General features: G+C 69.5%; 19 protein-coding genes and 1 riboswitch. Of the genes, 11 read left to right on the forward strand and 8 right to left on the reverse strand.

The window, feature by feature from the left end; translation table 11 throughout:
- The first annotated feature begins 57 nt into the window (after nucleotides 1-57).
- Genes deoC through ACZ5RK_RS09475 form a run of 7 tightly spaced genes read left to right on the forward strand, consistent with a single transcriptional unit; the run spans nucleotide 58 to nucleotide 5,943 of the window.
- Nucleotides 58-720: a deoxyribose-phosphate aldolase gene (gene deoC, locus ACZ5RK_RS09445; RefSeq protein ID WP_464908956.1), complete on the forward strand. Its 663-nt coding sequence runs from the start codon at nucleotides 58-60 to the stop codon at nucleotides 718-720.
- Nucleotides 710-1,867, forward strand: a complete 1,158-nt coding sequence (locus ACZ5RK_RS09450; RefSeq protein WP_464908957.1) for a phospholipase D-like domain-containing protein — start codon at nucleotides 710-712, stop codon at nucleotides 1,865-1,867. Before deoC ends, ACZ5RK_RS09450 begins: the two co-directional genes overlap by 11 nt.
- Nucleotides 1,843-2,445 (forward strand): Maf family protein, encoded by a 603-nt coding sequence (locus ACZ5RK_RS09455; RefSeq protein WP_464908958.1) that lies wholly within the window; start codon nucleotides 1,843-1,845, stop codon nucleotides 2,443-2,445. Before ACZ5RK_RS09450 ends, ACZ5RK_RS09455 begins: the two co-directional genes overlap by 25 nt.
- Nucleotides 2,442-3,230, forward strand: coding sequence for a rod shape-determining protein MreC (gene mreC, locus ACZ5RK_RS09460; RefSeq protein WP_464908959.1), 789 nt, complete (start codon nucleotides 2,442-2,444; stop codon nucleotides 3,228-3,230). Before ACZ5RK_RS09455 ends, mreC begins: the two co-directional genes overlap by 4 nt.
- Nucleotides 3,227-3,676: a rod shape-determining protein MreD gene (mreD, locus tag ACZ5RK_RS09465; protein ID WP_464908960.1), complete on the forward strand. Its 450-nt coding sequence runs from the start codon at nucleotides 3,227-3,229 to the stop codon at nucleotides 3,674-3,676. Before mreC ends, mreD begins: the two co-directional genes overlap by 4 nt.
- On the forward strand, nucleotides 3,673-5,406 hold the full coding sequence (locus ACZ5RK_RS09470) for a penicillin-binding transpeptidase domain-containing protein (protein ID WP_464908961.1): 1,734 nt from the start codon (nucleotides 3,673-3,675) through the stop codon (nucleotides 5,404-5,406). The genes mreD and ACZ5RK_RS09470 overlap by 4 nt, the downstream gene beginning before the upstream one ends.
- Nucleotides 5,407-5,415: 9 nt before the next feature.
- Nucleotides 5,416-5,943 carry a septum site-determining protein MinC gene (locus ACZ5RK_RS09475; protein WP_464908962.1) on the forward strand — a complete coding sequence of 176 codons (528 nt, stop codon included), beginning with the start codon at nucleotides 5,416-5,418 and terminating at the stop codon, nucleotides 5,941-5,943.
- On the opposite strand, the gene ACZ5RK_RS09480 is transcribed toward ACZ5RK_RS09475, so the two are convergent.
- The 7 genes from ACZ5RK_RS09480 to argF all read right to left on the reverse strand — a co-directional run bounded on the left by ACZ5RK_RS09480 (nucleotide 5,933) and on the right by argF (nucleotide 11,505).
- Nucleotides 5,933-6,370, reverse strand: a complete 438-nt coding sequence (locus tag ACZ5RK_RS09480) for a DUF420 domain-containing protein (protein ID WP_464908963.1) — start codon at nucleotides 6,368-6,370, stop codon at nucleotides 5,933-5,935. The two genes, ACZ5RK_RS09475 and ACZ5RK_RS09480, sit on opposite strands and share 11 nt — an antisense overlap.
- Before the next feature lie 88 nt (nucleotides 6,371-6,458).
- Nucleotides 6,459-6,743 carry a hypothetical protein gene (locus ACZ5RK_RS09485; protein WP_054647727.1) on the reverse strand — a complete coding sequence of 95 codons (285 nt, stop codon included), beginning with the start codon at nucleotides 6,741-6,743 and terminating at the stop codon, nucleotides 6,459-6,461.
- A gap of 24 nt (nucleotides 6,744-6,767) precedes the next feature.
- Nucleotides 6,768-7,337, reverse strand: a complete 570-nt coding sequence (locus ACZ5RK_RS09490) for a hypothetical protein (protein WP_464908964.1) — start codon at nucleotides 7,335-7,337, stop codon at nucleotides 6,768-6,770.
- A 566-nt stretch (nucleotides 7,338-7,903) separates the two neighbouring features.
- Nucleotides 7,904-9,049: a bifunctional glutamate N-acetyltransferase/amino-acid acetyltransferase ArgJ gene (argJ, locus tag ACZ5RK_RS09495; protein ID WP_464908965.1), complete on the reverse strand. Its 1,146-nt coding sequence runs from the start codon at nucleotides 9,047-9,049 to the stop codon at nucleotides 7,904-7,906.
- The gene (argC, locus tag ACZ5RK_RS09500) at nucleotides 9,040-10,086 is read right to left on the reverse strand and encodes an N-acetyl-gamma-glutamyl-phosphate reductase (RefSeq protein ID WP_464908966.1); all 1,047 of its coding nucleotides are present in this window, start codon (nucleotides 10,084-10,086) and stop codon (nucleotides 9,040-9,042) included. The genes argJ and argC overlap by 10 nt, the downstream gene beginning before the upstream one ends.
- Nucleotides 10,080-10,595, reverse strand: coding sequence for a Uma2 family endonuclease (locus tag ACZ5RK_RS09505; protein WP_464908967.1), 516 nt, complete (start codon nucleotides 10,593-10,595; stop codon nucleotides 10,080-10,082). Before ACZ5RK_RS09505 ends, argC begins: the two co-directional genes overlap by 7 nt.
- Before the next feature lie 4 nt (nucleotides 10,596-10,599).
- Nucleotides 10,600-11,505 carry an ornithine carbamoyltransferase gene (gene argF, locus ACZ5RK_RS09510; RefSeq protein WP_464908968.1) on the reverse strand — a complete coding sequence of 302 codons (906 nt, stop codon included), beginning with the start codon at nucleotides 11,503-11,505 and terminating at the stop codon, nucleotides 10,600-10,602.
- 66 nt (nucleotides 11,506-11,571) lie between these two features.
- Nucleotides 11,572-11,692: riboswitch (molybdenum cofactor riboswitch) on the forward strand.
- Here argF and modA point away from each other — a divergent pair.
- The 3 genes from modA to ACZ5RK_RS09525 all read left to right on the forward strand — a co-directional run bounded on the left by modA (nucleotide 11,685) and on the right by ACZ5RK_RS09525 (nucleotide 14,213).
- Complete coding sequence (modA, locus tag ACZ5RK_RS09515) at nucleotides 11,685-12,554, forward strand: molybdate ABC transporter substrate-binding protein (RefSeq protein WP_464908969.1); 870 nt, start codon at nucleotides 11,685-11,687, stop codon at nucleotides 12,552-12,554. (Overlaps the previous riboswitch by 8 nt.)
- 1 nt (nucleotide 12,555) lies before the next feature.
- Nucleotides 12,556-13,230 (forward strand): molybdate ABC transporter permease subunit, encoded by a 675-nt coding sequence (modB, locus tag ACZ5RK_RS09520; protein ID WP_464908970.1) that lies wholly within the window; start codon nucleotides 12,556-12,558, stop codon nucleotides 13,228-13,230.
- Nucleotides 13,209-14,213: an ABC transporter ATP-binding protein gene (locus ACZ5RK_RS09525; protein ID WP_464908971.1), complete on the forward strand. Its 1,005-nt coding sequence runs from the start codon at nucleotides 13,209-13,211 to the stop codon at nucleotides 14,211-14,213. Before modB ends, ACZ5RK_RS09525 begins: the two co-directional genes overlap by 22 nt.
- A gap of 458 nt (nucleotides 14,214-14,671) precedes the next feature.
- Here the strand turns inward: ACZ5RK_RS09525 and ACZ5RK_RS09530 are convergent, their stop codons facing one another.
- Nucleotides 14,672-14,995 (reverse strand): hypothetical protein, encoded by a 324-nt coding sequence (locus ACZ5RK_RS09530; RefSeq protein ID WP_464908972.1) that lies wholly within the window; start codon nucleotides 14,993-14,995, stop codon nucleotides 14,672-14,674.
- Between the two features lie 58 nt (nucleotides 14,996-15,053).
- Here ACZ5RK_RS09530 and hisS point away from each other — a divergent pair, with 58 nt between their 5' ends.
- A complete protein-coding gene (gene hisS / locus ACZ5RK_RS09535; RefSeq protein WP_464908973.1) occupies nucleotides 15,054-16,310 on the forward strand; it encodes a histidine--tRNA ligase in 1,257 nt (418 codons plus the stop codon).
- Nucleotides 16,311-16,318 lie beyond the last annotated feature (8 nt).

Consider the following 16,318-nt stretch of genomic DNA (forward strand, 5'->3'; position numbering starts at 1 on the left):
AGCCCCAGATGGGGGCCTCTACCCATCCTATCATGTCCCCTGCGTATGATGGCGGGGATGGATCTCGCTGCCCACATAGACCATACCCTCCTGAAGCCCACCGCCACCCCGGAAGAGGTGCTCAAGGCGGCGGAGGAGGCCTTGGAGTACGGCTTCTATGGCCTTTGCATCCCCCCTTCCTTCGTGGCCCTGGTGCGCCGGGCCTTTCCCCATGCGCCCTTCCGCCTGGTGACGGTGGTGGGGTTCCCCTTGGGGTACGGGGAGAAGGAGGTGAAGGCCCTCGAGGCCGCCTGGGCCCACGCCCAGGGGGCGGACGAGGTGGACATGGTGGTCCACCTGGGCCAGGCCAAGGCGGGGAACCTGGCCTATCTGGAAGAAGAGGTTCGGGCCGTGCGCAAGGCCATCCCCAAGGCGGTCCTCAAGGTGATCCTGGAAACGGGTTACTTCTCCCCGGAAGAGCTTGCCCCCTTGGCGGAGGCGGCCATACGGGGAGGGGCGGACTTCCTCAAGACCTCCACGGGCTTCGGGCCCAGGGGGGCGAGCCTCGAGGACGTGGCCCTCCTCGTCCAGGTGGCCCGGGGCAGGGCCCGGGTCAAGGCGGCGGGGGGCATCCGGGACCGGGAAACCGCCCTCAGGATGCTGGAGGCCGGGGCAGAGAGGCTTGGCACCTCTAGCGGGGTGGCCCTGGTAAGGGGCAGGGAGGGCTCCCTTGGGTACTAAAAGGCCCCGCCCTCGGGCGAAGGCCAGGAAGGAGATCGCCGGGCTTCCCGGCTACCTCCTCCTCCTGGTCCTCCTTCTCCTTTGGCTCTTCCAAGAGCTTCGCCCGGGCCCAAGCCCGCAAAAAGCCCCTCTGGAAACGGGCGGGGCCGGGGTCTACTTCATGCCGGAGGACGGGGAAAGGGCCAAGGCCCGCCTCCTAGCCCTCATGGACGGGGCCCAGGAAAGCCTGGAGGGGGCCTTCTACGAGTTCCGCGACCTAGGGATCGCCCAGGGCCTCCTCCGGGCAAAGGGACGGGGGGTGAAGGTGAGGCTCTACGGGGAAAGCGACCACCGCCAGGACTTCCGCCGCTACCTGGTGGCGGCCCGCCTGGGCCAGACCCAAGAACCTCCCCGGGTGCCCCAGGCGGCCCTCAGGGAAGGGGTACGCCCCCTCTCCCTAGACTGCGAGGAGATCGCGGGCATTCCCGTCTGCTACGACGAGCGGGAAGGCTTCATGCACCACAAGTTCCTGGTGGCGGACGGGAAGTTCCTGTGGACGGGAAGCACCAACATGACCTGGAACGCCTTCGCCCGCAACAACGAAAACAGCCTCCTCCTCCCCTCCCCCACCCTGGCCCAGGGCTACGCCCGGGAGTTCCAGGCCCTCTTCGGGGGGAAGAAGGAAGGCCTAGGCCTTCCCGTGGCCTTCCGCCTGGAGGACCCCCCCCTCTCGGGGGTGGCCTACTTCAGCCCCAAGGGAGGGGAAAGGGCGCGGGAAGCCCTCCTAGAGGCCTTGGCCCGGGCCGAGAAGGAGGTCCTGGTGGCCGCCTTCGTCCTCACCGACCGGGAACTGGTGGAGGCCCTGAAGAAGGCCCACCGCCGGGGCCTCTCCGTGCGGGTCCTTCTGGAAGGCCGCAACCTGGGGGACAGCCGGGAGGAAGACCTCCTTCGGGCGGGCATTCCGGTGCGCCAGGACGCCAACCCCTACAGCATGCACCACAAAGTCATGGTTCTGGACGGGACCAGGGTGGTCACGGGAAGCTACAACTTCACCCAGCGGGCCTGGCAGGTCAACAACGAAAACCTCCTCGTCCTGGAAAGCCCCCCCTTGGCGGAGCGGTACCGCCAGGAGGTGTTGCGGTTATGGGAGGAAGGAAAGCCCCTCTGACACCGTCTCGGGCGGCCAAGGAGGAGGCCCCCGTCCTGGTCCTGGCCTCGGGTAGCCCCCGGCGGAAGGCCCTGCTGGAGGCCCTGGGCTACCGGGTGCGGGTGGTGGTGCCGGGGGTGGAGGAGGAAGACCTCTTCCTCCCCCCCATGGCCCTGGCCCAGGCCCTGGCCCGGAGGAAGGGGGAAGGGGTGGCGGGAACCTGGGTCCTGGCCGCCGACACGGTGGTGGACCTGGAGGAAAAGCCCCTGGGCAAGCCCAAGGACGCCGAGGAAAACCGGGAGTTCCTGAGACGGCTTTCCGGTAGGGAGCACCGGGTCCACACCGCCATCTACCTGCGCACCCCCAAGGACGTGGTGGAGGAGGTGCACACCACCCGGGTGCGCTTCCGGCCCCTTTCGGAAGAGGAGATCGCCTGGTACGTGCGAAGCGGGGAAGGCCTAGACAAGGCCGGGGGGTACGGGGCCCAAGGGCTGGGCATGGCCCTTCTGGAGCGGGTGGAGGGGGACTTTTACACGGTGGTGGGCCTCCCCGTGGCCCGCGTCTTCGCCCTCCTTTGGGAACGGGGGTTCCGGCCATGAGGGAGACCGCCCTCCGCCGTGGCCTCTTCCTCCTTCTCCTCCTCCTGGGCCTCGCCCTGGCCGCCCTCACCCGGCCCCTGGCCCCCCGGCTCACCCTCGCCCTCTCTCCCCTCACCGCCCCCCTGCCCGCCTGGGGCCACCGTCTGGGGCAGAACCTGAGGGCCGCCTGGAGCGCCCTGGCCAACCGCCAGGACCTCTACGGGGAAAACCGGGCCTTAAGGGCCAGGGTGGCCCTCCTGGAGGCGGAGAACAAGCGCCTCGCCCTCAAGGTGGCCCAGCTGGAGCGGGCCCTCCAGGTCCGTCAAAGCCAGGCCCCCGGGCTTTGGGCCGTGGCCCCCGTGGTGGGGGAGGACCTTTCGGGCCTCTACCGCCGCCTGGTCCTGGGCCTGGGGGAACGGGATGGCCTCCGGGTGGGCATGCCCGTCACCGCCCCCGAAGGGCTGGTGGGCCTGGTGGTGGAGGTGGAGGAGCGCCGGGCCTTGGTGCGCACCCTCTTGGACCCGGAAAGCCAGGTGGGGGTGCGCCCCGAGAAGACCCCGGGGAGGGGCATCGCCCGGGGAGCCCCTCCCGGCCACCTCCTGGCCGAGTTCCCCCCAAGCGTAAAGCTGGCCCCGGGGGACCTCCTCCTCACCGGGGCCCCTCTGGGGCTTTTCCCCGACGGCATCCCCGTGGGCAGGGTGGAGCGGGTGGAACGGGCCTCGGGGGGGCTCAAGCTTCGGGCCTGGGTCCGCCCCCTGGTGGACCTTTCCCTTCTTGAGGAAGTCATGGTCCTGAGGCCCCTATGATCCCCCTCCTGGCCCTCCTCATCCTCTTCCTCTCGGGGCTTCTCTCCGCCCTCTGGCCCCAAGGGGCCATGGCCCCCGACCTCTTCCTGGTGCTCGCCCTGGGGTACGCCGCCCGAAGGCCTTTCTATCTGGGCCTGCCCGGGGCCTTCGCCCTGGGCCTTTTCCAAGACCTTCTGGGCTACGGGCTTCTAGGGCTTCACGCGGTGGGCCTGGTGGTGGCCACCTATGCCTTTTACGCCGCAGGCCGCCGCCTGGCCCTGGAAGGCTACCTCCCCCTCCTCTTCGCCTTCCTCTGGGCCTTTCTGGCCAAGTGGCTCGGCTACTTTCTGGTGGCCTACTGGCTCCGCCTGGACCTGCCGCCCCTCGTCCTGGGGGACCTGCTTTTGGAAGGGCTCTTCACCCTCCCCTTTTACCTCCTCGCCCTGCGCCTGGGTAAATCCCCATGACCGGCCGCCTTTACGCCCTCATGGTGTTCTTCCTCGTGGCCTTCGGCCTGCTTGGCCTGCGGGCTTGGCAGCTCCAGGTCCTGGAGCACGAGAAGTACGCCCTGAGGAGCCGGGGCAACTACCTGAAGACCGAGGGCCTTCCCGCTCCCAGGGGGCGGATCCTGGACCGCAAGGGCCGGGTCATCGCCCAGGACCGCCTGGTGGTGGACCTGGTCTACGAGGGAGGAGAGGTCCTCTTTAAGGAGAGGCTTCTGCCCCTCCTCGGCCTGAAGGAACTCCCCAAGGCCCAAGGCCCCGTGGTGCTGAAGGCGGGGGTCCCGGAGCACCTCCTCCCCACCCTGGCCGAGCTCACCGCCGGCCAAAAAAACCTGAAGTTGGTGGAGCGGGTGGAGCGCTACTACCCCAACCCCATCTCCGGACCGGTTCTGGGCTACGTCCTCCTGGCCAACGCGGAGCAGGTGAAACAGGGCTACAGCCCCGACGAACAAGTGGGCCAGGCAGGCCTCGAGGCCGCCCTGGAACCCTACCTGAGGGGGAAACGGGGCGTGAAGGCCGTGGAGGTGAACGTCAAAGGGGAGCGCCTGCGGGAAACCGTGCTGGAGGAACCGGTGCCCGGCCAGGACGTGATCCTCACCCTGGACCTGGACCTGCAACGGGTAGCGGAACGGGCCCTAGAGGAAGCCCTGGCCGACATCAACGCCGGGAGGCGCCTCCAAGGGCTTCCCCCGGCCCGAAGGGTCAAGGGGGCCATCGTGGCCCTGGACCCGAGGACCGGGGAGGTGCTGGCCATGGCCTCCTCCCCCTCCTTTGACCCGAACCTCTTCGCCAGGCGCCCGGTGCCCAAGGAAGCGGGGGCCCTTCTCCAAGACCCCGACCTTCCCCTCCTCAACCGGGCGGTCCAGCCCTACACCCCCGGCTCCACCTTCAAGCTGGCCACCAGCTACGCCCTCCTGGAGGAGGGCTACGTGACCCCCAACACCACCTTCCGCTGCACCCCCTACATCGTCTTCGGCGGCCAGGTGCGGCGCAACTGGGCCGGCCGGGACATGGGCCCCATGACCGTCAAGGAGGCCATCGCCTGGAGCTGCAACACCTGGTACTACCAGGCGGTGGCCCAGGACCCCCTGGGCCTGGTGGACCGGCTGGCGCAGAGGGCGCGCCTCCTGGGTCTGGGCGAGGCCACGGGCCTGGAGGTGGCCGAGAAGACCGGCCTCCTCCCCACCCGCGCCTGGAAGCGAGAGGCCTACGGGGAGCCCTGGTATCCCGGGGAGACCCTCTCCGTGGCCATCGGGCAAGGTCCCGTCCTGGCCAGCCCCGCCCAGATCGCCCGGATGCTCGCCACCCTGGCCAACGGCGGGTTCAGGCCCCGGCTCCACCTGGTGAAGCGCCTGGGCAAGGCCGAGGTGCGCCCGGAAGGGCAGAGGGTACCCGGGCGCTACTGGCAGGTCCTGCAAGAAGGCCTGCGCAAAACCGTGGCCGAGGGCACGGCCCGGCACGTCCTGGGGAGCTTTCCCGTACCCACCGGGGGAAAGACCGGCACCGCCGAAACCCCGGGCAAACGGGTGGGGCTGGAGCACGCCTGGTACATGGGCTACGGCCCCACCGATCCCAAGGCCCCCTATCCGCCCCTGGTGGTGGTGGCCTTCTTTGAAAACGGCGGGGAGGGAAGCCGGGTGGCCCTTCCCGCGGTGAAGAAGGTCATGGCCGCCTACTGGGGGGTGGGCCGGTAGAATAGCCCCATGCGGCTCCGCGCCACCCCCAAGGCCTTGGCCCTCCGCCTGGACGGCGGCGAGACCCCCGAGGCCATCCGGTCCTTGGACCTGCCCGCGGGGCTGCCCCTGGAGGTGGAGGTGGCGGGCCCCGTGGGCCAGGAGGTCCTGGAGGCCCTCCTGGCCCTGGGGCGGCCCCTCACCCTGTCCCCCCCTCGAGGGCGCCTCCCCGTGGGCACCCTGGTGGTGGCCAAGACCTTGCGCTCCGGGGAGCGGGTAGAGCACCCGGGCACCGTGGTGGTCCTGGGGGACGTGAACCCGGGAGCGGAGGTAGTGGCGGGGGGGGACGTGATCGTGGTGGGGAAGCTAAGGGGCCTGGCCCACGCCGGGGCCTTGGGGGACGAGGGGCGCTTTATCTTCGCCCTGGAGCTTGCGGCCAAACAGGTGCGCATCGGCCCCCACCTGGCCCAGGCCCCGGAAGGGGAAAAGGCCAGGGGCCCTGAGCGGGCCCGGGTGGAGGGGGGCCAGATCGTGGTGGAGCCCTGGGCTAGAAGGTGAGGCCTCCGGTTTCCGCCCCGTAGCGCTTCAAAACCAGGTAGATGACCCAGCCCGTGAGGGCCACGTAGAGCCAGATGGGCACCAGGACCCTGGCCCAGCGCTTGTGGAGGACGAACTCCCCGCGAAGGGCCCGCCAGATCACGTAAAGGGCCAGGGGCCCGTTGAGGGCGGCGAGGAGGGTGTGGCTGAAGAGCACGAAGTAGTACACCCCCCGCCAGGCCTCGGGGCCCCCGTAGGCCGTGGTGCCGTAGAGCCCCCACTTGGCCAGGTAGAAGACCAAAAAGAGGGCGGCCAGACCCGTAGCGGTGAGCATGGCCCGGTGGTGCCCCACCCGGTTCCCTCTCCGGATAAGGGCCACGCCCCCGAGCAAGGCCAAACCCGAGAGCACGATGGACCAGACCGCCAAAAGCCCCAATAGCTCCTTCATACCCTTTCTCCCTGTTTCCTTCGCCCTACCGGCTCGGGGAAGCCCGCCTAGGGGCCCCCATGCTGGCCCAAGCCAGCATGGGGTGGTATCACTCTCCCCCCGGGGTCCCGGCCATCCGCTCGGCCATGAGCCGCACCGCCTCCACCCGGGCGGTGCGGGCGTAGCTATACCCCCTCAGGTAGTCCTCCTCTTTCCCTAAGGCCTGGTAAAGGCGCAGGTAGGCCACCGCCAATAGCCCGTCCCGCTCCCGGGAAGGCGGCAGGCGGTGCAGGAGCTTGACGATCTCCCGGAGCTTGGAAGAGGCCTCCCGGTGGGCGGGCGTCTCTCTCAAAGCCCGGGCCAGATGGGCCAGGGTCTCGCCGGCATCCGGCATACCGAGGGCAGTGTACCACGGGGATCAGGGAAGGCGGCGGGAGGAGCGGTTCCCGGCGGCGTCCACCGCCACCAAGACGGCCCCTCGAGGCGCCTCCACCGAGAAGGAAACCCTCGGCCCCTTGGGCAGGGATAGGGGGGTAAACCGCCCTCCCACCTGGAGGGTCACCCGGTCCACCCCCACGTTGTCCTCCACCCAACCGTAGACCCAGACCTGGTTCCCCTGCCCCTCCACCCGCTCTACCACGATCCGCGGGGGGGAGGCGTCTAGGACCAAGGGAAACCGCTTTTCCACCCGGTTGCCCCGGGTATCCTCCGCCTCCAAGCGCACCTCCACCTGCCCCGAGGCGGGAGCCCGCAGGCGGAAGCGAAAGCGGACCAGCTTCTTGCCCCTCTCCCCTTCCGGCAGAACCTCCTGGCCTCCCGCCCGCACGCTCGCCACCCCCGAGGGGTCAAAGGCGTAGCCCTCCACCAGGAGGTCCCGCCCGGGGGCCAGGCCCCCCCCGCTGGGCTCCACCAGGCCAAGCTCTGGGGGAGCCGTGTCGGGCCGGGCACAGGCGGCAAGCAAAAAGACAAGGAGGGGAAGCCAGCGCATCCCCTCCATGTTAGCGCACGCTCACCTAACGGAAGATCACCCCCACCCGACCAGCAAAGTCTGGATAGAATCCTAATAACGACAGAGTACCCAGCCCCACGGTGACACCCAAATTCAGCTCCCCATAGGCGCTAAAGGGCATTCCCGGGAAGCGGTACTCCACCCCCGCAAGCCCATGGGGAAACAGGGTAAAGCCCCCGGAGCCATAGAAGACCCACACCCCTACCCCGACACCAACCCCGTAGTACCAGTCCAAAGAAACCCCTTGCTCCGCAGGAACGGCACTCTTAGCCAAGATAAGCCCGGCATCCCCTGCCAGTCCAAAGGACCCCAACCCCGCACCAAGGCGGAGATTGCCCGTCTGGAACTGCAGGCCCAAATAAGTGGGCCAACCCGAATACACCCCGTAACCCGGGGACTGCGCCAAGGCAACAGAGGAAAAAACGGCGGCCAAGAGGAATACTACCCACAACCGTTTCATCATTTCTACCCCCTTTCACCACCCAGGATACACCCTTTTCCTCCTCAAGGGAAGCGGGATAAACTTCCCGCCACGCCCTCGCCCGCTAGGTGGTGTAAAGGGCGTTAATCCGCACGTACCCCTCGGTCAGGTCGCACCCCCAGGCCACGCCCTCCCCCTGGCCTTCCTGGAGGTCCACCAGAACCTCCACCTCCTCGGCCCGCATGGCCCGGCTCGCCCCCTCCCGGTCAAAGGGAAGGGCCCCGCCCTCGTAAAGGGGAATCCCCTGGAGAAGGATCCGTACCCGGAGGGGGTCAAACCGGGCCCCCGAGTTGCCCAAGGCGGCCAGGACCCTCCCCCAGTTAGGGTCGTTGCCGTAGAGGGCGCTTTTCCAGAGGGCGCTTCCCGCAATGGCCCGGGCCGCCCGCCTCGCCTCCTCCGCCGTGGCCGCCCCCACCACCCGTACGGTCATGAGCTTGGTGGCCCCCTCCCCATCGCGGGCGATCTTGCGGGCAAGCTCCCGGGCCACGGCCTCCACTCCTTCCCAGAAGGCCCCTAAGGGCACCTCCCCATAGGCCCCGTTGGCCATGAGGAGGGCTAGGTCGTTGGTGGAGGTGTCCCCGTCCACAGTGACCTGGTTGAAGGTCCGGTCCACCACCCCTCGCCAGGCCTCCCTTAGGGCCTCCTGGGGCACCTTGGCGTCCGTCACCAGGAAGGCCAGCATGGTGGCCATGTTGGGGTGGATCATGCCGCTTCCCTTGGCCACGCCCACGATCCTCGCTCCCCCCACCTCGGCCTCGGCCACCTTGGCCACCAGGTCCGTGGTGAGGATGGCCTCGGCGAAGGCCTCGGCGAAGGGGGTGAGCTCCACTTGGGGCAGGCCCGCCTCTATCCGCTCCACGGGAAGGGGCACCCCGATGACCCCGGTGGAGGCGGTGAGGACCTCCTCCGGAGCAAGGCCCAGGCGGAGGGCCGCTGCCTCGGCCATGCGCCGGTCGTCCCGGAAGCCCCTTTCCCCGGTGGCGCAGTTGGCGTTCCCGGCGTTCACCACCACCGCCTTCAGGGGCTTGCCGGAAGCGTAAAGCGCCCTTCCCCGGTGGATGGAGGGCGCGGCCGCCCGGTTCTGCGTGGCGGCGTAGGCCCAGGAAGCGGGGAGGCCCGAGACCAAAAGGGCGAGGTCGGGCTTGCCCGAGGGCTTGATCCCTGCCCGGGTGGCCCCGGCGCGGAAACCTAGGGGAAGCCTCACGGCCATATCCCCTCCTTGGGCAGCGCCGTCTCCTCGGGAAAGCCCATCATGAGGTTGAAGTTCTGCACCGCCTGCCCGGCCATGCCCTTGACCAGGTTGTCCAAGGCAGCGAAGACCAGGACCTTACCCGTTCTCTCCTCGTAGAGGGGCCTGAGGTCCACCCGGTTGCTCCCCAGGGTGCCCTTGGTCTGGGGAAGGCCTTCCAAGACCCTCACGAAAGCCTCTCCCGCGTAAAAGTCCCGGTACAGCTCGTCCAGGGACTCCTGGCTCCACGCTCCTTGCACCTCCGCCTCCGCGGTGAGGAGAATGCCCCGGGTCATGGGCACCAGGTGGGGGGTGAAGGAGAGGCGGACCTCCTCCCGGGCCCCGTGGGTGCGGACCGGCCTACCCTGGGCCAAGGCCCTCCCCAGGTTCTGCTCCATCTCGGGGATGTGCCGGTGGGCGCCCCCCGCCCTGTAGGGCTTGAGGTTCTCGTTCACCTCGGCGAAGGCGGTGCCCTCGGCCTCCCGCCCCGCCCCCGAGACGCCGCTTAGACCCACGAGGAAGCCCCCCCTGAGGACCCCCTCCGCCGCCAAAGGAGCCAGGGCCAGGGTGGCGGCGGTGACGTAACACCCGGGGTTGGCCACGAGCCTCGCCCCCCCAAGCTCCTCCCGGTGGAGCTCGGGGAGGCCGTAGACCGCTTCCCGGTAGAGGTCAGGGCTCTTGTGGGGGATGCGGTACCAGGCCTCGTAGACCCCAGGAGGCAGGCGAAAGTCCCCGGAGAGGTCCACCACCCGCTTCCCCGCCCTCAAGGCCCCGGGGACGATCTCCATGGCGAGGCCGTTGGGAAGGGCCAGGAAGACCACCTCTGCCCGCTCCAGGACCTCCTCCTGGGCGGCGAAGGGGCGCCCGTCCCAAAGCTGAGGCCAGGCGGAGGAAAGGGGTTCGCCCTCGTACTTGCGGCTGGAAAACCCCACCAGCTCCACCCCGGGGTGGGCCTTGAGGAGCCTTAGGAGCTCCGCCCCCCCGTACCCCGAGGCCCCGAGGATCCCTACCCTCACCACGGGGCCTCCAGGCTGGCCTCGGGGAAGGCCAGGGGCACCACCTTCTCCCCGGGTTTTACCCAGATCTGCTCCCGGTAGTGGTCTTCCTCCGGGGTGCGGAAGAGGAGGAGCCTTCCTCCCAGGAGGTCCTGCACCCAGACCTCCGGCACCCCGGCCTTGGCGTAGAGGGGGACCTTTTTGGTGAGGTCGTAGTCCAAGGACGCGTCCGCCACCTCCACCACAAGGAAAACGTCTTCCGGGCGGGGCAGGCGCTCGCGGTAGTCCCCCGGCCGAAGCAGGGCGAGGTCCGGTTCCAGGTAGGTGTCCGGGGGTAGGGCCAGGGGTCCCTGCACCTGGACGAAGACTTCGGGAAGACTAGAAAAAATCCGGTTCCAGCGGTTTACGGCGTAGGCGTGCCCAGGACCTATGGGCGCCATCTGGTAGACCTCCCCCTCGAGGAGCTCCACCCCCCTCTCCGGCAGGGGGAGCTTCAGGAACTCCTCCAGGCGGAAGCGGTAGGGCCGGACCATACCCCTACTTTAGCAGGGCAAGGAGCACGGCCTTGGCGGTATGGAGACGGTTTTCCGCCTGGTCAAAGACCCGGCTCCGCGGCCCGTGGACCGCCTCCTCCGTGGTCTCCTCCCCGTAGTGGGCGGGGAGGCAGTGGAGGAAGACGCCCTCCGGGTGGAGGAGCTTGAGCAGTTCCCCGTTCACCTGGAAACCCTGGAAGTCCCGAAGGCGCTTCTCCCTCTCCGCCTCCTGGCCCATGCTGGTCCAGACGTCGGTGTAGAGGGCGTGGGCGCCCAGGGCGGCCTCCCTGGGGTCGTGGGTGAGGTGGGCGCGGGCCCGGGCAAGAAGCCCCGGGTCGGGCTCGTAGCCCTTGGGGGTGGCCACCCGCACCCTGAGGCCCACCAGGGGGGCCACCTCCAGGAGGGAGTTTAGGACGTTGTTCCCGTCTCCCACCCAGGCCACCTCGAGGCCCGCAAGCCCGCCAAAGGCCTCCCTCAGGGTGAGGAGGTCGGCCAGGGCCTGCAGGGGGTGGGCCCGGTCGGAGAGGGCGTTCACCACCGGCACGCGGGCGTGGCGGGCCAAGGCCTCCACGGTCTCGTGCCGAAAGACCCGGGCGGCGATCCCCTCCACGAAGCGCTCCAGGTTCTTGGCGATGTCCCTCACGGGCTCCCTCTCCCCTATCCCCACCTGCTTCTGGTCCAGGTAGACCGCGTGCCCCCCCAGGTGGAGCATGGCCACCTCCAGGGTCGTCCTGGTGCGCAGGGAGGGCTTCTCAAAGAGGAGGGCGAGGACCTTCCCCTTGAGGTCCTCCCCCCGGTAGCCCTCCTCCTTCAGCCCAGCGGCCAGAGCCAGGAGGCGGGCCAAGTCCTCGGGGCCAAAGCCGGAAAAGTCCAGTAGGTCCTTGGGCCGGGTCAGGGCGTCTCCCGCCATGAGGCTTATAGGATAGCCCAGGGCTGCAAACTTATGCAAGGGGCGAGGCCGGGACAGGGTGGGGTAAAATGCCCTCGCCTCCGAGCCCGGAAGACCCTAGGGGCCTTCTGGGCCGGGCCTTCGGGCCCCGGGGTGGCGGGGGCGACCCCGCCGCCTGCCGCGGTCGCAAAGGAGGTGGCATGAGAAGGGCAAGCCTTTTGGTCCTCTTCCTCTTGGGTTCGGGTCTGGCACAGACGGTACGGGTGGTGGCGGCCTCAGACCTGCAGTACGCCCTCCAGGAGGTAGCGCAGGCCTTTACGGCGAAAAACCCGGGGGTAAAGGTGGAGCTCCTCTTCGGCTCCTCGGGCAAGTTCTACACCCAGCTCACCCAGGGCCTCGAGGCTGACCTCTTTTTCTCCGCCGAGAAGACCTACCCGGAACTCCTGGAACAAAGGGGCCTGGCCGAGCCCGGGACCCGCAGGCCCTACGCCCTGGGGCGCATGGTCCTCTGGGTGGACAAAAGCCTCGGCCTAAAGCCCGGCCCCCAGGCCCTCCTGGACCCCAGGGTGACCCGGGTGGCCCTGGCCAACCCGGTCCACGCCCCCTACGGCCGGGCCGCCGTCACCCTCCTGGAGCACCTGGGGCTCCTCAAGCGCCGCCCCATCCTCCTCCCAGGGCTCGCCAAGCCCTTCTCCCGGCTTTCCTGGGAGGAGATCCCCTGGGAAAGGCTCACCGGGGGAGTGGAGGCCTACTGGGACGCTGGCCCCTTAAGCCGGGGCAAGAGGGACTTCGCCTTCGTTTACGGGGAGAACATCGCCCAAACGGCCCAGCTCGCCCTCACCGCCACGCGGGTAGGGGTTTTGGCCCTCTCCCTGGCCGTCCACCCGAGCCTCTCGGGGCCCGGGGAGTACTGGCTCGCCCCCCTGGGAAGCCACCTCCCCCTGGAGCAGGACTACGTGGTCCTCAAAGGGCGCGGGCGTCCCGAGGTCATGGCCTTCTACGCCTTCATAGGAAGCCCGGAGGCCCGGGCCGTCTTCCGGCGCTACGGCTTCCTCCTGCCGGGGGAGTGAGGTGGACCCCCTCTTCTGGACCACCCTTAAGCTCTCCCTGAAGGTGGCCCTCTGGACCTCGGGCCTCCTCCTCCTCCTGGGGGTGCCCCTGGCCTGGGGCCTGGCCTTCCGCTCCTTCCCGGGGAAAGCCCTCCTGGAAGCGGTCTTCCTCCTGCCCCTGGTCCTTCCCCCCACGGTCTTGGGCTTTTACCTCCTGCTCTTCCTGGGGCCGGAGGGCCCCTGGTCCCGCATCACGGGGCTCTCCTGGGCCTTCCGCCTGGAAGGCCTCGTCTTCGCCAGCGTCCTCTTCAGCCTGCCCTTCGCCCTCACCGCCTACCGGGAGGCCTTCTTGGCCCTGGATCGGAACCTCCTGGAGGTGGCCCGCACCCTAGGGGTCCCCCGGTGGCGGGTCTGGACCCGGGTGGTCCTGCCCCTCACCTGGCCCGGCCTCCTCTCGGGGACCCTCCTCGCCTTCGCCCACACCCTGGGGGAGTTCGGGGTGGTGCTCATGGTGGGGGGCTCCATCCCCGGGAAGACGCAGATGGTGAGCATCTACCTCTACGACCTGGTCCAGGCCCTGCGCTTCCGCGAGGCGGCGGAGGCCGCCCTGGTCCTCCTCCTCTTAAGCTTTCTCCTCCTGGCGCTGGCGCGCCTTCTGGAAACCAAAGGACGGACATGGAAGTCCACTACCGCATAAGGAAGCCCATCCGCCTCGAGGCCCGCTTCCACCTAAAGGGGTTCACCGTCCTCCTGGGGGAAAGCGGGGTGGGCAAGACCACCTTGCTCAAGGCCTTGGCGGGCCTCCTCCCCGCCGAGGGGGAGCCCTTCTCGGGGCTTCCCCCCGAGAGAAGGCCCATAGGCTACCTGCCCCAGGACCCCGCCCTCTTCCCCCACATGACCGCCTGGGAAAACGTGGCCTTCCCCCTGAGGGGGCCAAACCGCAAGGAGAGGGCCCTGGCCCTCCTCCAGCGGGTGGGGCTTCTGGAACACGCCCACAAAAGGCCGGGCCAGCTCTCCGGCGGGCAGAAGCAGCGGGTGGCCCTGGCCCGGGCCCTGGCCCGGGAGCCTAAGCTCCTCCTCCTGGACGAGCCCACCAGCGCCCTGGACCCCCTGACCCGGGGGCAGGTGCTCTCGGAGCTCGCCGACCTCCTCCGCCGGGAAGGCCTCCCCGCCCTGGCGGTGAGCCACGACCCGGTCCTGGCGGGCATGGCCGACTGGCTGGCGGTGATGGGCCGGGAGGGCATCCTCCAGGAGGGGCCTCCCGAGGCCGTCTGGGCGGCCCCTGCCCGGGTGGAGGTGGCGAGGCTTTTGGGGTACGAGAACCTCTTCCCCGTGCGGGTGCGGGAGGGCGGGGTGGAGGCGGGAGGGGCCTTCCTCCGCCTCCCCCTCCCCCCATGGGCCAGGCCGGGAGGGGAGGCCTGGCTCGGGGTGCGGGCGGCGGAGGTCTTGGTGGTGCGCCAGGACCGCCCCCCACCCCCGGAAAACGTCCTGGAAGGCCGCCTAGAACGCCTGTACCCGGAGGGCCTGGCCTACCGGGCCCTCTTCCGCGGGCCCCTTTCCCTGGAAATCCTCCTGCCCCGGCACGTCCAGGAAAGGCTCCGCCTCCAGCCAGGCCAAGCCCTCCGCGTGGCCCTCAAGCCCCGCTACCTGCACCTGATGCCGGGCGAGGCGGAGGAGTAGCCCCAGGGGAAGCCCGAACTTGTTCCACACCCCCTTGAGGAAGAAGCGGGCCTGGGAGCGCTCCACCTCCAGGTACCGGGCGAGGCTTTTGGGCTCGGGGGGCACCCCCCGGCCCAGGGCCAGGAGGACCGCCACCTCCCCGGGAAGAAGCCGGGCACCGAAACGCCCCCTTAGGCCCCCGGGAAGGGTTTTGGGGTCGTCCTTCCGGGTGAGGAAGGCGTAGGCCCTAAGGTCATAGCCCCGAAGCCCCCTGGGGGTGAGCCAGAGGACCCCCTGGCCCTGCTCCAGCCGGTCCAGCCCCGAAAGGGGCAGGCCCGCACCCTGGTTCCAGGAAAGGGAGAAGCCCTGGGGAACAAGGGCCCGGTACGCCTGGGCGTAAAGGGCCAGATCATGGGTAAAGAGCACCACCTGCAACGCCGTACCTCCTTTCGCCAAAGGACCTTGGGCCGAAAGACCCCTCAGGCCAAGGCGAAAGGAGGGGCCCTGGGAACCAGGGCCTGGGGAAGGAGGAGGCGGTGCCCGGAAAGGGGGGCGGGGCGCTGGGGAAGGGTCTCGAGGGGACGGGGCGGCGCGGGGGCCGCCACCGGAGGGAGGCCCGGGGCCACCTGGAGGCCGCAGAAGAGGGAGTGCTCCAGGGGGCGCTCCTCCCCGGGGGCCTGGCAGAGGTCGGCCCGCAGACCGGGGTTCTGCACCCGCATGAGGTACATCTGCAGGGCCACCCCGGTGGAGGCCGCCAGGGTGAGGAGGAGGTAGAGGGCCACCCAAAGCCCCCTCTGGCGCATGCCTCCACCATAGGGCAGACCTCCCCCGGGCGCAAGGGGTTGTGTAGAGTGGAGGGGTATGGCTGTCCGGGGCACCAAGGACCTCTTCGGCCGGGAGCTCAGGCTCCACCAGCGCATCGTGGCCACCGCCAGGAAGGTCTTGGAGGCGGCGGGGGCCATGGAGCTCCTCACCCCCCTCTTTGAGGAGACCCAGGTCTTTGAAAAGGGGGTGGGGGCCTCCACGGACATCGTGCGCAAGGAGATGTTCACCTTCCAGGACCGGGGAGGCCGCTCCCTCACCCTGCGCCCCGAGGGCACCGCCGCCATGGTGCGGGCCTACCTGGAGCACGGGATGAAGGTCTGGCCCCAGCCCGTGAGGCTCTGGATGGCCGGGCCCATGTTCCGGGCCGAGCGCCCCCAAAAAGGGCGGTACCGCCAGTTCCACCAGGTGAACTACGAGGCCTTGGGCTCGGAAAACCCCATCCTGGACGCGGAGGCCATCGTCCTCCTCTACGAGAGCCTGAGGGAGCTTGGGCTCAAGGGGCTTTCGGTGAAGCTTTCCTCCGTGGGCGACCCCGAGGACCGGGCCCGGTACAACGCCTACCTCCAGGAGGTCCTCACCCCCCACCGGGAGGCCCTCTCCCAGGACTCCAAGGAGCGCCTTTCCCTCAACCCCATGCGCATCCTGGACTCCAAGGACGAGAAGGACCAGGCCCTTCTCCGGGAGCTTGGGGTAAGGCCCATGCTGGACTTCCTGGGGAAGGCGGCCAGGGCCCACCTCCAAGGGGTGGAGCGCCACCTGGAGAGGCTTTCCGTCCCCTACGAGCTGGAGCCCGCCTTGGTGCGGGGCCTGGACTACTACGTGCGCACCGCCTTTGAGGTGCACCACGCCGAGATCGGCGCCCAGTCGGCCCTGGGGGGCGGGGGGCGGTACGACGGCCTCTCCGAGCTCCTCGGGGGGCCCCGGGTCCCGGGGGTGGGCTTCGCCTTCGGGGTGGAGCGGGTGGCCCTGGCCCTGGAGGCCGAGGGCCTCGCCCCCCCGGAGGAAAGGGGCCCCGACCTCTACCTGGTTCCCCTCTTGGAAAGGGCGGTGGAGGAGGCCTTCTACCTGGCCGAGACCCTGAGGCCGAGGCTTCGGGTGGAGTACGCCCTCTCCCCCAAAAAGCCCGGCAAGGGGGTGGAGGAGGCCCTGAAGCGGGGGGCGGCCTTCGTGGGGTTTTTGGGGGAGGAGGAGCTGAGGGCAGGCGAGGTCACCCTAAAGCGCCTGGCCACCGGGGAGCAGGTGCGCCTGCCCTACGCCGAGGTGGCGGGCTTTCTCCTGTCCGGCCTGGCATGAGAATCCGG

It is taken from the genome of Thermus kawarayensis JCM 12314, assembly GCF_055393575.1.